This window comes from Streptomyces sp. NPDC101234 (assembly GCF_044767525.1).
Classification (GTDB): Bacteria; Actinomycetota; Actinomycetes; order Streptomycetales; family Streptomycetaceae; genus Streptomyces; species Streptomyces sasae.
Window position 1 is genome coordinate 122099 of the sequence record NZ_JBIWOA010000006.1, and the last position, 14099, is coordinate 136197.

12 protein-coding genes are annotated in these 14099 nt (G+C 71.7%); 1 reads left to right on the plus strand and 11 read right to left on the minus strand.

Going from position 1 to position 14099, the window contains the following annotated elements:
• Positions 1–235: 235 nt before the first annotated feature.
• The 3 genes from ACIRR9_RS13290 to ACIRR9_RS13300 form a co-directional block, all read right to left on the minus strand.
• A complete protein-coding gene (locus ACIRR9_RS13290) occupies positions 236–1933 on the minus strand; it encodes a PQQ-binding-like beta-propeller repeat protein (RefSeq protein WP_403750705.1) in 1698 nt (565 codons plus the stop codon).
• Positions 1934–2036: 103 nt separating this feature from the next.
• Positions 2037–3788, minus strand: coding sequence for a PQQ-binding-like beta-propeller repeat protein (locus tag ACIRR9_RS13295; protein ID WP_403750707.1), 1752 nt, complete (start codon positions 3786–3788; stop codon positions 2037–2039).
• A gap of 257 nt (positions 3789–4045) precedes the next feature.
• Positions 4046–4507 carry a MarR family winged helix-turn-helix transcriptional regulator gene (locus ACIRR9_RS13300; RefSeq protein WP_384560032.1) on the minus strand — a complete coding sequence of 154 codons (462 nt, stop codon included), beginning with the start codon at positions 4505–4507 and terminating at the stop codon, positions 4046–4048.
• A 113-nt stretch (positions 4508–4620) separates the two neighbouring features.
• Here ACIRR9_RS13300 and ACIRR9_RS13305 point away from each other — a divergent pair, with 113 nt between their 5' ends.
• The gene (locus ACIRR9_RS13305) at positions 4621–5004 is read left to right on the plus strand and encodes a hypothetical protein (RefSeq protein ID WP_403750709.1); all 384 of its coding nucleotides are present in this window, start codon (positions 4621–4623) and stop codon (positions 5002–5004) included.
• Positions 5005–5141: 137 nt separating this feature from the next.
• Here the strand turns inward: ACIRR9_RS13305 and ACIRR9_RS13310 are convergent, their stop codons facing one another.
• From ACIRR9_RS13310 to rsmI, 8 genes are all read right to left on the minus strand, one after another.
• Entirely contained in the window at positions 5142–6944 is a 1803-nt protein-coding gene (locus tag ACIRR9_RS13310; protein WP_403751174.1) for an ABC-F family ATP-binding cassette domain-containing protein, read from the minus strand.
• A 215-nt stretch (positions 6945–7159) separates the two neighbouring features.
• Positions 7160–7528 carry a hypothetical protein gene (locus ACIRR9_RS13315; RefSeq protein WP_403750711.1) on the minus strand — a complete coding sequence of 123 codons (369 nt, stop codon included), beginning with the start codon at positions 7526–7528 and terminating at the stop codon, positions 7160–7162.
• Between the two features lie 180 nt (positions 7529–7708).
• Positions 7709–8638, minus strand: coding sequence for a 4-(cytidine 5'-diphospho)-2-C-methyl-D-erythritol kinase (locus ACIRR9_RS13320; protein ID WP_403750713.1), 930 nt, complete (start codon positions 8636–8638; stop codon positions 7709–7711).
• Positions 8635–9504, minus strand: coding sequence for a 16S rRNA (adenine(1518)-N(6)/adenine(1519)-N(6))-dimethyltransferase RsmA (rsmA, locus tag ACIRR9_RS13325; RefSeq protein ID WP_403750715.1), 870 nt, complete (start codon positions 9502–9504; stop codon positions 8635–8637). The genes ACIRR9_RS13320 and rsmA overlap by 4 nt, the downstream gene beginning before the upstream one ends.
• 41 nt (positions 9505–9545) lie before the next feature.
• Positions 9546–10892 (minus strand): ubiquitin-like domain-containing protein, encoded by a 1347-nt coding sequence (locus tag ACIRR9_RS13330; protein WP_403751176.1) that lies wholly within the window; start codon positions 10890–10892, stop codon positions 9546–9548.
• A 369-nt stretch (positions 10893–11261) separates the two neighbouring features.
• Positions 11262–12197, minus strand: coding sequence for a TatD family hydrolase (locus tag ACIRR9_RS13335; protein WP_403750717.1), 936 nt, complete (start codon positions 12195–12197; stop codon positions 11262–11264).
• A 47-nt stretch (positions 12198–12244) separates the two neighbouring features.
• The gene (locus ACIRR9_RS13340) at positions 12245–12694 is read right to left on the minus strand and encodes a hypothetical protein (protein ID WP_403254522.1); all 450 of its coding nucleotides are present in this window, start codon (positions 12692–12694) and stop codon (positions 12245–12247) included.
• A gap of 454 nt (positions 12695–13148) precedes the next feature.
• Positions 13149–13997: a 16S rRNA (cytidine(1402)-2'-O)-methyltransferase gene (rsmI, locus tag ACIRR9_RS13345; RefSeq protein WP_365336291.1), complete on the minus strand. Its 849-nt coding sequence runs from the start codon at positions 13995–13997 to the stop codon at positions 13149–13151.
• Positions 13998–14099 lie beyond the last annotated feature (102 nt).

Consider the following 14099-nt stretch of genomic DNA (forward strand, 5'->3'; position numbering starts at 1 on the left):
GCAACCCCCCAGTCCCCCCAATGGATGCCCCACTATGGATGCCCACTGGTCCGCATGGACAGAGGGCCCCCCGGCACCTCGTCCTTCATGCCCCCGGAAGCTACACGCTTGTTCGACGTTGCGCTGCCCCTACCGATGAGAAGTGCCCCGGATCGGAGGAATCTCTTGCTTTTCTGGTATTCGCGGGTGAAGAGCGCGTACCGGGTGATGCCGGGTGCGGCCGCTTGACGAGGTGTCAGCCACCCGTACCGAACGCGGCGACGAGATACTCCTTGCCCGCCGACGACGAACTCGCGGTACGGGCGTACACGGCCGACATGTACAGGTGCCCCTGGGAGTAGAGGACCTCAGCGTAGTCGGGCGACAGGCTGGTCTCGATCGCCTTGACCGCCACGGTCACCGGGTTCTCCAGCAGTTTGGTCTCCTTGAACGAACCGCCGTCGATACTGACGATCTGACCGCCCTTGTCGTACGGCGCGTTCTTGTACGCGATCACGTTCGGACCGTCCATGCGCAGGGGCGTGATCGTGTAGCCGTTGCCGGCGTCGGCGCGCTGGCCGGTCTGCTCGCCGGTGGCCAGGTCGAAGGCGACGATCTCGTTGGTCCTCGTGCCGTCGCCGCTGCCGTCGTGCTCCTCGGTGGCCAGGTACAGCCGGTCGTTGCCGACCGTCACGCCCTTGCACTTCTCCACCTCGTAGATGCCGTCGCAGCGGACCGCGTACGAGCTGCCCGGGGTGGAGATACGGGTGCGCAGCCTGCCGGTCCTGTTGTCGATGGAGAAGACGTCCGAGAAGCCGCTGCCGTCGCCCGCGCTGTCGTTGACGTCGGCGGCCACCACCAGCGGGTCGGTCGACACGACGCTGGCGTAGTCGATGCCCGACGTCATCGTGTACTCGGAGATCACCTTGCCGGAGACCGGGTCGAGGGTCTGGATGTGCAGCTGTCCGGTGTCGCCGCTTCCGCACCTGCGGACCGCGACCAGCTTGGTGCCGCCGCCGTAACCGGCGTCGTAGCAGCCGTCGCCCGGCTTCGGCTGCCACCGGACCGTGCCGGAGGAGAGGTCGAAGGCGGCGCCGCCGCTGGTGCCGCCGACCGCGACCGTCTGCTGGGCGACCGTCACATTGTTGAAGTCGACCGCTACGTCACCGGACTTGATCGACTTCGTCCACAGCCGTTTGCCGGCGTTCAGGTCGATCGCGGCGACCTGGCTGCAGCCCGCCGAGGAGCCCTTGGGGGGCGTCCTCGGCTGGAAGACGACCGCCGTCCTGCCGTCCGCGCTGACGCGCCCGCTGGCATAGCAGACCGGGCCGGGCAGCGGGACCGTCCACAGCCTGGCGCCCGAGTCGGGGTCGTAGCCGACGATCCGGCCGACGCCGCTCTTCGCGTACACCTTGTCGGTGAGCCAGGAACCGGCGGTGACCGTCGTGTCCTTCGTCGTGGGCAGCGGGACCTGGAAGAGGACCTTGGAGGTGGTGTCCGCGGGCACCTTCTCGGTGCCCTTGCCGTCCGCACCGTCCTTGCCGGTGTCCTTTCCGCCGGTGCCGCCGCCGGAGCTCGCGGTGTCGTCCTTCTTCCCGTCGCCGCCGGAGGAGTGGGCGTACCAGATGCCGCCGCCGACGATCAGCGCGATCGCGACGACCGCGGCGATGACGATGAACAGCGCGGCGTTGTTCTTCGGCTTGGCCGGGATCGGCATGGTGGGCGCGGTGGGGCCGCCCGGGTACCCCGGGTAGCCGTAACCGGACTGCTGGGCATAGGGGTTGGGGCCCGTGGTGGGCTGGGCCGGATAGCCGTAGCCGGGCTGCGCGGGCTGGGGCGGCTGCTGGGGGTAGCCGTGGCCCGGCTGGGGGGCCGGGGGCTGGGGCTGCTGCGGAGGTCCGAACCCGGGCTGCTGCGGGGGCTGGTTGGGCGGCGAAGGGGGCGGCTGGGTCATGACGGGGTACCTCGGAGGACGGCGCGCGAGACGGTTGCGGACGGCGCGGGCTGACGACGCGGGCTGACGGACTGCGGACGGCGCGGGACGGAACGGGACGCGCTCAGTTGCCGAAGGCCATCATCAGCTTCTCCTTCGCTTCGTCGCTGCCGTTCAGCCGCGTGGAGGAGATGTACAAGCGGCCGTCGGCCCAGTCGACGGCGCCGTCGTAGAAACTGCCCTCGATGTCGGCGCTGTGCTGCGGGTTCTGCAGCAGCCTGGTGGCCTTGTGGCTCGCGCCGGCGGTCGGGATCGACACGACCCGGCCGCCCGCGTCGTACGACGGCCGTACGTACGCGACGAGCTTGCCGCCCTCGGCCTTGACCGGGTACATCGACTCGTCCGTCGGGGACTTCACACGCCACTTCGCCCTGCCGTCGGCGAGGCTGATCGCGACGACCTCGTTGGCGCCGCCGCTCACGTCGGTCGGCAGGTAGAGGGTGTCGGCGTCGGCGGCCACGCCCTGGCAGCCCTGCAGGTCACGGGTGAGGAGCGCCCAGCCGCACTGGGGCGCGAACTTCTCGTCGACCTTGACCTCGGAACGGAACGTGCCCTTGCCGTCCAGCGTCGAGATGTTCCAGGCCTTCTTGTCCTCGTTGGTCATGTAGACCACGAGCGGGTCGACGGAGTAGGTCCGCTGGACCTGCCAGCCCTTCTTGACCGGCCGGGTCCACTCGACCCTGCCGGTGGCCGGGTCGAGCTGCGAGATCTCGTCGTGTTCGTCGCTGCCGCCGGCATCGCAGGACGCCACCTCGACCAGCCGGTCCGTGCCGCCCGCGAACGCCGTCGGGAAACAGGCCGCACCGTACTTCTTCTTGTCGTACAACTTGTCGCCGCTGCCAAGGTCATAGGCCGTGCCCGACTCGGAACGGCCGACCATCAGCGTCTTTCCACTGATCGTCAGAGCGATGCTGAGCGCGCTGTCGAACAGCCCGCCGTCCGCGACGGTCGCGGTCCAGCCCTTCTTGCCCGTGTCGAGATCGATCTCCTGCAGCTGGTTGCACTTGGCCTGGTCGCTGGTGCCGTTCATGTAGGCCACGACGACCTTGTCGTCCGCCGACTTGTGTGCGGTGACCGCGCAGATCTTCTGCGGGAACGTGATCGGGGCCCAGGTCGGGTTGCCGTTGCCCACGTTGTAGGCGAAGACCTGCTTGTACGCCGCCTTCACCGCCGTCTTCCCGGTGATCCACATGCCGGGGGCGTCGGCGCCGTTCGCGGGCGCGTCGGGTGCCGACTTGTACCAGAGCACCTTGGCCTCGCCGGGCTTGCGGCCCGCGTTGAGGTTCTCCGGGTCCTTGCCGCCGTTTCCGCTGCCGTCACCGGGGTTGACCGGGGTGTCGGAGGCCTTGGGGTCGTCCGACTGCTGAGCGACCGGCTTCTTGCCGCCGCCCCCGCCGCCGGTCACGGCGTACACCGTGCCCCCGACGACCAGCAGCCCTGCCACCGCCGCCGCGACGACCAGCGCGGGCCTGCCCTTGAAGGGCCCGCCGCCGCCCGCGCCGCTGCCGGGCGGCGGGGTCGTCACCGGCCCACCGGGGTAGGGCGGTTGCTGCTGGGGGTACCCGTATCCCGGCTGCGGCCCGTACGGGCCCGGTTGCGCGTAAGGTCCGGGCTGCTGCGGGTAGCCGTATCCGGGGTGCGGCTGCTGGTGCGGGACCGGGGATCCATAGGGCGGCTGGGGAGGAAGGGGCGGAGGCGCGCCGAAACCTCCCTGTGCGGGCGGCTGTTGCGGGGCACCGAAGCCACCGGCCGGCGGCGGCTGGTCCTGCGGTGCCCCGAAACCGCCCTGCGGCGGCTGGTCGGGCGGCTGAGTCATCAGCGCTCTTCCCCCTCGTTCACTGATTTTTAGCCACGCCTGAGGCTCGTGACGGCCCCGAGGCCGTTCTCAGACAGTTCTCAGACGGACCTTTCTACCACCCGGCACCGACAGGCCATGGGGCCACATCTGCCGCTGTTCCCAAGGGAGAACCGCCCCGTGATACCGCCGTTACGCGTCTTCACGGCCCCATCACCGGGTGTACGCAAGGGGATTGCGCACGGCCGATTCATGCCGGTGCGCACGGCCCGCGGCGGTCAGCGCCCGCGTTCCTCCGCCACCGCGGCCTCGTACGCGCGCAGGGTCTCGACGAACAGGTCGCGCTGCGCCGGGGTCAGCGGGGTGAGCACGCGGCGCCAGGCGGCCGCGCCGGGGGCGAGCCAGCCGGCGATCGCCTCGTGCTGGTCGGGGGCGATGGCCACGATCCGGCGCCGCCGGTCGGCGGGATCCTCCCGGCGGTCCAGGACGCCCTTCGCGCTCAGGTCCGCCACCATCAGGCTGACCGTGGTGGGCGCCAGTTCCAGACGCGCGGCCAGTTCGTTGACGGTCATGGTTCCGTCGAGCAGCAGACAGGCCAGCAAGGAGAGATGACGGGGCGCCAGCGACAGCGACTCCAGCGCCCGGGGCACGGGGATGCGCTTCGCCCGGCTCACCATCCGGGGCATGAGCAGCAGCAGCTCTCGCACGGTGGCGTCCACGTCATCCGCGGATCCGGCCATATCGCACCCCTCAGCACCCCTCGCCATTTACCTTTGAATGCAAAGATGCTTTGCTTTCAAAGGTATGAGGAACCGACCTGCCCGCAGCCGCGGGCACGAACGGAGATTCCACCATGCCCCACTTCACCGTGCACATCAGCGAGACGGCCCTCGACGGGCATGCCGAGGACGGCCTGATCCGCGGACTCGCGGACGCGGTCGGCTCCGTCTACGGCGAACGGTTCGGCAAGCTGGTCGCGGTCGACCTCATCGGCATTCCGCCGCACCGGCGCGGTACGGGCGGGGCCGTGACCGGCCAGGCCGCCCCGAACGTCACACTCAGCCTGCGCGAGGCGGCCTACCGGCATCCGCAGGTCCCGGACGCCCCCGCACGCCTGATCGCCGCGATCACCGACGCGGTGGCCGCCGTACTCGGCGAAGAGGTCCGCGATCAGACGACCGTCGGCCTGCTGTCCGTACCCGAGGGACGCTCGGGCGTCGGCGGCCGGGTCGCCTGACAGGCGCGCGCCCTGCCAAGAGCGCCCCGTAGGGGCGCGGGGCTGTGTCGACATGCGGCTACCGCCGCGCGGGCGCGACCAGCCACGACACACCCGCAGCCGACCGAGGGCCCATCCTCGGCGCCCCCGGCGAAGCGCTACGCGTCCTCCGCCAGCTCCAGCCAGCGCATCTCCAGTTCCTCGCGCTCGCCGGCCAGGTCACGCAACTGCGCGTCGAGTTCGGCGACCTTGGCGAAGTCCGTGGCGTTCGCGGCGATCTGGTCGTGCAGCTTGGTCTCCTTCTCGGAGACGCGGTCCAGCTGACGCTCGATCTTCTGAAGCTCCTTCTTGGCGGCGCGCTGGTCGGCGGCGCTGCGCTCGGCCGTGGGGGCCTTGGGGGCGACGGCGGTGGCGGCGACCGTCTCCTCCATGCGCTGCCGTCGCTCCAGGTACTCGTCGATGCCGCGCGGCAGCATCCGCAGGGTGGCGTCGCCGAGGAGGGCGAAGACCCGGTCGGTGGTCCGCTCGACGAAGAACCGGTCGTGGGAGATGACGATCATCGAGCCCGGCCAGCCGTCGAGGACGTCCTCCAGCTGGGTGAGGGTCTCGATGTCGAGGTCGTTGGTGGGCTCGTCGAGGAAGAGGACGTTCGGCTCGTCCATGAGGAGGCGCAGCAGCTGGAGGCGGCGGCGCTCACCGCCGGAGAGGTCGCCGACCGGCGTCCACTGCTTCTCCTTGCTGAACCCGAACGTCTCGCACAGCTGCCCGGCGGTCATCTCACGCCCCTTGCCGAGGTCGACGCGCTCGCGGACCTGCTGGACGGCTTCCAGGACCCGGGTGGTGGGGTTCAGCTCGGCCACCTCCTGGGAGAGGTAGGCGAGCTTGACGGTCTTGCCGACGACGACCCGGCCGGCCGCCGGCTGCGCCTCGCCCTCGGTCCGCGCGGCCTCGGCCATGGCCCGCAGCAGCGAGGTCTTGCCGGCGCCGTTGACGCCGACCAGGCCGATGCGGTCGCCGGGGCCGAGCTGCCAGGTGACGTGCTTGAGCAGCACCTTGGGCCCGGCCTGGACGGTCACGTCCTCCAGGTCGAACACGGTCTTGCCGAGCCGGGACGAGGCGAACTTCATCAGCTCGGAGGTGTCGCGCGGCGGCGGCACGTCCTTGATGAGCTCGTTGGCGGCCTCGACGCGGAAGCGCGGCTTGGAGGTACGGGCGGGGGCACCGCGGCGCAGCCAGGCCAGCTCCTTGCGGACCAGGTTCTGCCGCTTGGTCTCCTCGGTGGCCGCGATCCGCTCGCGCTCGGCGCGGGCGAAGACGTAGTCGGAGTAGCCGCCCTCGTACTCGTAGACGTCGCCGCGCTGGACGTCCCACATACGGGTGCAGACCTGGTCGAGGAACCACCGGTCGTGCGTCACGCAGACGAGGGCCGAGCGGCGCTCGCGCAGGTGCTTGGCCAGCCAGGCGATGCCCTCGACGTCGAGGTGGTTGGTGGGCTCGTCGAGGACGAGCAGGTCCTGTTCCTCGATGAGCAGCTTGGCGAGGGCGATGCGCCGCCGCTCACCACCCGAGAGCGGGCCGATGACGGTGTCCAGGCCCTTGGGGAAGCCGGGCAGGTCCAGGCCGCCGAAGAGACCGGTCAGGACATCCCTGACCTTGGCGTTGCCGGCCCACTCGTGGTCGGCCATGTCGCCGATGACCTCGTGCCGGACGGTGGCGGCCGGGTCGAGGGAGTCGTGCTGGGTGAGGACTCCGCTGCGCAGTCCGCCGGAGTGCGTGACGCGGCCGGTGTCGGCCTCCTCCTGCTTGGCGAGCATCCGGATGAGGGTGGTCTTGCCGTCGCCATTGCGGCCCACCACGCCGATGCGGTCGCCCTCCGACACGCCGAGCGAGACGCCGTCCAGCAGGGCACGGGTGCCGTAGACCTTGCTGACGTTCTCGACATTGACCAGGTTGACGGCCATTTCACTCCTGCGCACGGGGACGGTCAGCCTCCCAGCGTAATGCGCACGGGGAGGCCGTCCGGCCGCGAGCCGTTTTCGGCCCGCACGCGCGCGTGCCTCGTCGAGGCGGTCGTACGCCGTCCGGCCCGGGCGGTCGGTCCGCGGCCGGTCGCGGTGGCCGGGAACCTTGGTGACGTCCTTGGTGACGTCCTTGGTCATCGTCCGGGGTGACCGCGTCACCCGGAGCCGGCCGCCCGCTTCGCCGCACGCTGTCGGTATCTGTCCACCGCACACAGCATCCAGGTGTCCGACCACGTCTCCGGATCCACCGGACCGATGTGCCGTTCGGCGTCCACACAGCGCGGGTCGTCCTGATGCGCGAGTCCGAACACGGCGTGGATCCGGGTGACCTGGTCCTCCTCGTGCACCAGTCGGGCCAGCGCGTCCGCGATGCCGGGGTCGTGTCCCGGATACTCCGCCAGCCAGACGCACGCCGCCGACCGCACGCGGGGCTCGGGATCCCGCGTCGGCGCGAACACCGCCCTCAGGCTCTCGGGGCGCACCACCAGCCGGCTCTCCCCCAGCTCCAGCGTGTGCGGCAGCATGCAGCGCACCCCGGCATCGGGATGCGTCAGATACGACCGCCTGGCGCGCGCTCTCCATCCCGCCTGGCGTATGCGCTCGCTCACACAACGGCGTGAGCTCGCCGCTCAGGCGTCGGCGGGGACGCTGGTGTCACACGTCGGCATAAGCGCTGCTGTCACGTATCGCCGTGAGCCCCGCTGTCACACGTCAGCGCGGGCGGCGGTGTCCGGCGCCGCCGGCAGGACGCTCGCGCCCGGTGCCGGGGCCGTTGCCGTGCGTACTGTGCGGCAGGTGCCGGAGGTCAGGAGCGCCTCGGAGACCTTGGTCGCGGATTCCGGGTCGCGGACCAGGAACGCGGTCGTGGGGCCGGAGCCGGAGACCAGGGCGGTGAGGGCGCCGGCCGCGCGGCCCGCGGCGAGCGTGTCCGCGAGTTCCGGGAAGAGGGAGAGGGCGGCGGGCTGGAGGTCGTTGGAGACGGCCGCGGCGAGCGCGTCGGCGTCGCCCTTGGCGAGCGCGTCGAGGAGGTCGGGGGAGGCGACGGGCTCGGGGATGTCGAGGCCCTCGGCGAGCCGGTCGAACTCGCGGAAGACGGCCGGGGTGGACAGCCCGTGCTCCGCCATCGCGAAGACCCAGTGGAAGGTGCCGCCGACGTCGAGGACGCTGAGCCGTTCGCCGCGCCCGGTGCCGAGGGCGGCGCCGCCGACCAGGCTGAAGGGCACATCGCTGCCCAGGTCGGCGCAGATGGCGAGGAGTTCCGCGCGGGAGGCGCCCGCGCGCCAGAGCTCGTTGCAGGCGAGCAGCGCCCCCGCCCCGTCCGCGCTCCCCCCGGCCATGCCGCCGGCCACCGGGATGTCCTTGGCGATGTGGATGTGCACGGCCGGTTCGATGCCCCGGCGCCCGGCGAGCGCGATGGCGGCGCGGGCGGCGAGGTTGGTGCGGTCCAGGGGGACCTGGTCGGCGTCCGGGCCCTCGCAGGTGATGCGCAGCTCGTCGGCGGGCGTGACCGTGACCTCGTCGTAGAGGCCGACGGCGAGGAAGACGTTGGCGAGGTCGTGGAAGCCGTCGGGGCGGGCGGCGCCCACCGCGAGCTGGACGTTGACCTTGGCGGGGACCCGTACCGTGACGCTCACTTACCGGACTCCTTGTGCTCGGCGATCCTCGCGAACTCCTCCACGGTCAGCGACTCCCCGCGCGCCTGCGGCGAGACACCGGCCGCGACCAGCGCCGCCTCCGCGGCCGCCGCGGACCCGGCCCATCCGGCGAGCGCGGCCCGCAGGGTCTTGCGCCGCTGGGCGAACGCCGCGTCGACGACCGTGAAGACCTCCCGCTTGGAGGCCGTCGTCCTGACCGGTTCGGTGCGCCGGACGAGGGAGACCAGTCCGCTGTCGACGTTCGGGGCGGGCCAGAAGACATTGCGGCCGATGGCACCGGCGCGCTTCACCTCGGCGTACCAGTTGGCCTTGACGGAGGGCACGCCGTACACCTTGTTGCCGGGTGCGGCGGCGAGCCGGTCGGCGACCTCGGACTGCACCATCACCAGCGTCCGCTCGATGCTCGGGAAGGTGTCGAGCATGTGGAGGAGGACGGGGACGGCGACGTTGTACGGCAGGTTCGCGACGAGCGCCGTCGGCGCCGGGCCGGGCAGCTCGGTGACGTGCATCGCGTCGGAGTGGACCAGCGCGAACCGGTCCGCGCGCGCCGGCATGCGTGCCGTGATCGTCGCGGGCAGGGCGCCCGCGAGGACGCCGTCGATCTCGACGGCGGTGACCCGGTCGGCGACCTCCAGCAGCGCGAGGGTGAGGGACCCTAGTCCCGGGCCGACCTCGACGACGACGTCGTCCGGGCGGACCCCGGCGGTGCGGACGATACGGCGGACCGTGTTGGCGTCGATCACGAAGTTCTGGCCGCGCTGCTTGGTGGGGCGCACACCGAGCGCTGCCGCGAGCTCACGGATGTCGGCGGGGCCGAGGAGGGCGTCGGGGGTGGGGCTGCTCACGGGACAAGGGTACGGGCCGTGGCGGACCCCTCCTCCGCCGGTCACCCGTGCAGTCGCGCCCCGCAGTGCGGCCAGGGGGTGGCCCCGCGGCTCACGTAGAGCTTCTTCGCGCGGAACGTCTGCTCCTTGGCCGGTGCGTCCTGCGGGCGCCCGCTGCCGCCGAGGGTGTGCCAGGTGCGGGTGTCGAACTGGTAGAGCCCGCCGTATGTCCCGGAGGAGTCCACCGCGTGCGGGCGGGCGCCGGACTCGCAGACGGCGAGACCGTGCCAGTTCAGGCCGTCGGCTCCCTTCACGGAGTCCGGGTGCGGTTTGGTGCCGACGTTCACCAGCTGCGCGCGCGGCTCGCGCACCAGCTCGGACGTCTCGCGGTGCGGCTTCTGCCGGACGCCGTTGACGGACCGCAGGTAGTACGTGACCCGGCGCAGCCCGGGCCGGCCGAGCTGCTCGACCACCTCGGTCCCCTTGAACAGCGCGGGGTCCTGCGTCCGCCGCACCTCGAAGGGGATCACCTCCTCGCGGACCTCCCTGCTTCCCTTGACGCGCAGCACGGTCACCGTCTGCCCGTCGCGCGGGAAGTCGCCCGGCGGGACGGAGGTGGTGTCCTGACCGTGCAGGGTGATCCCGGCCTCCTCGACGGCCTCGCCGACGGTCGCCGCGTTGGTGCGGATGGTGCGGGTCCGGCCGTCCGCCAGGACCGTGACGGTGCGCTCGGTGCGCACGTCGAGCGCGAGCCCGGCGCGGCCGATGTTCTGGGAGCGCGAGGTCGACAGGTACGCGCCCTCGGCACGCACCCCCAGCTGTTGGAGCGCCCCCTCCACCGTGCGTGCCGTCGTCCACACCTCGCGCCGCCGGCCGTCCAGGGTGAGCCGGACCGGGCGGCCGTAGCGCACCGCGACCTCGTCCCCGCTGGCCAGGGCCGCGCCGCGGGCGGGCACCACCGCGTCGTGCGCCCCCACCCGCACACCCTCCTCGGCCAGCAGGCCGGTCACGTCGTCGGCGAACGTGTGCAGGGTGCGCGGCCTGCCGTCGACGCTCAGCTCGATCGCCTTGTCCTTGGCGAGGAACGCGGTGGTGCCGCCGGCGAGGAACGCGACGACCAGCGCCTGCGGCAGCAGCCGGCGTACCGCGGACTCCGGGCGCTGGGTGTACCGCGCTTTCCGCCGGCGCGCGGCCCGCCGTCCCACCACAGCGCGCGCCTCCGCCTCACGCGCCCCGCCTTCCGGCACGCGCTCGCTCTGCCGTGGAAGCACCGGCTCACTCACGTGAGCGCGCGCCGCCGCCGACGCGCCTCCCGCTCCCGCCGAGACCTCGTACGCCGGGCGGTACGTATCGCCGCCCCCGTGGACCGCGCCGTATCCCAGCGTCGCGGAGTCGTGCACGCCGTTCATGCCGGATGCGCCGGGTGCGCCGTTCACGCCGGGTGCGCGATACCCGCCTTGCTCCCTGTACGCGCTTCTCGCGCCCGGCGCACCGTGAACACCAGGCATACCCGGCACGCCTTGCCCATGCACGCCAAGCCAGTGCGCGCCGTGCTGCCCGCGCACGCCGGGCGCACCATAGGGGTCGTACGCGCCAAACGTCTCGTACTGCGATGTGCTCACGCCGACACGCTCCAGGGGGCCAGAGGGGTCCGGATCGGGCCCCAGAACCTAGCGGAGCACCGGTCACTCTCCAAAGCGGCGCGGATACTCAAAGTAGCGATCACACTCCGCGTGACCCCCGGTGAGCGTTATACGTCAGTTACCATATGTGCACTCTCAGTAATCGAAGGCACGGGCCGTGTTCGCGCCCAGGGCCGTCGCCAGCGCGTCCTCGTCGATACCGCGCACGGCGGCCATCGCACGCACCGTGACCGGAATGAGATACGGCGCGTTGGGCCGTCCGCGGTACGGCGCCGGGGTCAGGAAGGGCGCGTCGGTCTCCACGAGGACCAGTTCGAGCGGGGCGACGGCGAGGGCGTCCCGCAGGTTCTGGGCGTTCTTGAAGGTGACGTTGCCGGCGAAGGACATGAAGTAGCCCTCGCGGGCGCACTCCTCGGCCATCTCGGCGTCCCCGGAGTAGCAGTGGAACACGGTCCGCTCGGGGGCGCCCTCCTCCTTGAGGACGCGCAGCACATCGGCGTGGGCGTCCCGGTCGTGGATGACGAGGGCCTTGCGGTGTCGCTTGGCGATCTCGATATGGGCGCGGAAGGAGCGCTCCTGGGCGGCCTTGCCCTCGGGCCCGGTGCGGAAGTAGTCGAGACCCGTCTCACCGACGCCCTTGACCTGGGGCAGTCCCACCAGCCGGTCTATCTCGGCGAGGGCGTCGTCCAGCGCGCTGTCGCCGCCCGCCCTGCGGGCGCCCTGCCTGGACCAGCCTCCCCCAGCCCCAGGGGGCTGGGAGGTGCCCCCAGGGTCACCATGGACGATGCGCGGGGCTTCGTTGGGGTGCAGGGCGACGGTCGCGTGGACGTTCTCGTGCGCGGCGGCGGTCTCGGCCGCCCACCGGGAGCCCTTGATGTCGCAGCCGACCTGGACGACGGTCGTCACCCCCACCGAGGCGGCCTTCGCGAGGCCCTGCTCGACTGTGCCGGACTGCATGTCGAGGTGGGTGTGGGAGTCGGCGACCGGCACCCGGAGGGGTTCCGGGAGCGGCGGTGCCGCGTTCTTGTCGGCCGTACCGGAGGTGCCGGTGCCGGAGGCGTTCGAAGGCATGCCCCGATCCTACGAAAGGGGCATGCCGTGCCGGCCTCGCGCCCGGGTCAGCTCGCCTTGCGCTGGAACGGATGCAGGAGATCGGACAGATGCCAGTGGTGCGGCTCCCTGACCTGTGCGGTGGCCTCCGTCGCCGCCGCCTCGGTCGCCGCCGCCTCGGTCGCCTCCTCGCCGGCCCCTCCGTCCGGAAGGCTCTGCACCGGCCGCTGATGCGAACGCTGCGCCGCGTTCCGCACCGAGGAGACCTGCCCCGCACGCATGATCCGGACGACATGGCCGTCGCAGTTCAGGCACGCGGGCCGGCTCAGCGGGGACGGGACGACCTGGCCGTTCGCCACATACATGACGAACTCGTGGTTGTCGGCGTCCGTGTGGTGCTCTATCTGGTACGACTGCTCCCAGCCGTGCCCGCAACGCATGCAGGCGAAGGAATACGACTCGTGGACGACGGCTGTGGCCGTACCGCGGAGGCCGGTCTGCCCTGCGATCTCACTCATGCCAGCTCCTCTTGTCCGCTGGACAAGCACCCCCGGCGCGGGGATTCCCCCCGGAATCCCGTTGGGGGTGAGGGACGGGTGCTGTCCCTGCTGACCAGTGGACGCCTTCACCGGCGCGAATGCATCAGGCCTGTCGACTGTTGGAGGCGATTTGGACTTCACTTGCCGAATCGGCCTTGCGACAGGGGGGTTGGCTTTGCCTTTCCCGCCCTCGCTTTACCGTCCCGTGGGGCGCGCGCTCAGGCGAGTAGCTCCTCGCTCAGAGGGAGCATCTCCGCAGGTCAGGGGCGCATGCTCAAGGGAGAAGCGGCGCGCTCAAAGATCAAGGAGCGCCCCCTTGGAACGCCGGTCACCAGGGCGCCCCGAAAGGGGCGCGGGGAATTGCGCGACCAGCCCCCACCGCCCCGGAGCCGACTGCACAAAAGCAACCACGACGGCGCGGCCGAAACCGACCTCACCCATCAACACGCTTCGCGGCGACCACCGCGTCGAACACGACCCGCTTGGGAATCCCCGCCTCCACGGCCACCGCCGCGATCGCCTCCTTGCGCCGCTCCCCGGCCTCCTCCCGCACCCGCACCCGCCGGACGAGCTCCTCCGCACCGAGTTCCTCGGGCCCGCGCTCGGGAGCGCCCTCGACGACGACGGTGATCTCGCCGCGCACTCCCTCGGCGGCCCACACGGCCAGCTCGGCCAGGGGCCCGCGCCGCACCTCCTCGTACGTCTTGGTCAGTTCACGGCATACGGCGGCCCGCCGTTCTCCGCCGAAGACCTCGGCCATCGCGGCAAGGGTGTCGTCGAGGCGGTGCGGGGCCTCGAAGTAGACGAGGGTGCGGCGCTCCTCGGCGACCTCCTGGAGCCGGGAGCGGCGTTCGCCCGCCTTGCGCGGCAGGAAGCCCTCGAAGCAGAACCGGTCGACGGGCAGCCCGGACAGCGCGAGCGCGGTGAGCACGGCGGACGGTCCCGGGACGGCTGTGACGTGGATCTCCTTCTCCACGGCGGCCGCGACCAGCCGGTAGCCGGGGTCGGAGACGGAGGGCATTCCGGCGTCGGTGACGAGCAGCACGCGCGCGCCGCCGAGGAGTTCCTCGACGAGCTCGGGGGTGCGGGCGGCCTCGTTGCCCTCGAAGTACGACACCACGCGGCCCTTGGGCGTCACACCCAGCGCCTGCGTGAGCCACCGCAGCCGCCGGGTGTCCTCGGCCGCGATCACGTCGGCGCCGGTCAGCTCGGCCGCGAGCCGGGGCGGCGCGTCCGCGACGTCGCCGATGGGGGTGCCTGCGAGGACAAGGGTTCCAGTCACCTCCCCATCCTCGCAGCAGCCACCGACAGCCCCTCCCCGGAGCCGGGCTGCGATCGCAAAGGAACCCACCTCTAAGCCCCATTGCACGGGACTCACACAGAA

What these genes read in the sequence shown, in the direction of transcription:
- ACIRR9_RS13305 (WP_403750709.1), top strand. Translation starts at nt 4,621, where the DNA reads ATGCCCCACTTCACCGTGCACATCAGCGAGACGGCCCTCGACGGGCAT.
- ACIRR9_RS13295 (WP_403750707.1), bottom strand. Translation starts at nt 3,788, where the DNA reads ATGACTCAGCCGCCCGACCAGCCGCCGCAGGGCGGTTTCGGGGCACCG.
- ACIRR9_RS13335 (WP_403750717.1), bottom strand. Translation starts at nt 12,197, where the DNA reads ATGCCTTCGAACGCCTCCGGCACCGGCACCTCCGGTACGGCCGACAAG.
- ACIRR9_RS13300 (WP_384560032.1), bottom strand. Translation starts at nt 4,507, where the DNA reads ATGGCCGGATCCGCGGATGACGTGGACGCCACCGTGCGAGAGCTGCTG.
- ACIRR9_RS13310 (WP_403751174.1), bottom strand. Translation starts at nt 6,944, where the DNA reads ATGGCCGTCAACCTGGTCAATGTCGAGAACGTCAGCAAGGTCTACGGC.
- ACIRR9_RS13290 (WP_403750705.1), bottom strand. Translation starts at nt 1,933, where the DNA reads ATGACCCAGCCGCCCCCTTCGCCGCCCAACCAGCCCCCGCAGCAGCCC.
- ACIRR9_RS13340 (WP_403254522.1), bottom strand. Translation starts at nt 12,694, where the DNA reads ATGAGTGAGATCGCAGGGCAGACCGGCCTCCGCGGTACGGCCACAGCC.
- ACIRR9_RS13330 (WP_403751176.1), bottom strand. Translation starts at nt 10,892, where the DNA reads ATGAACGGCGTGCACGACTCCGCGACGCTGGGATACGGCGCGGTCCAC.
- ACIRR9_RS13315 (WP_403750711.1), bottom strand. Translation starts at nt 7,528, where the DNA reads ATGCTGCCGCACACGCTGGAGCTGGGGGAGAGCCGGCTGGTGGTGCGC.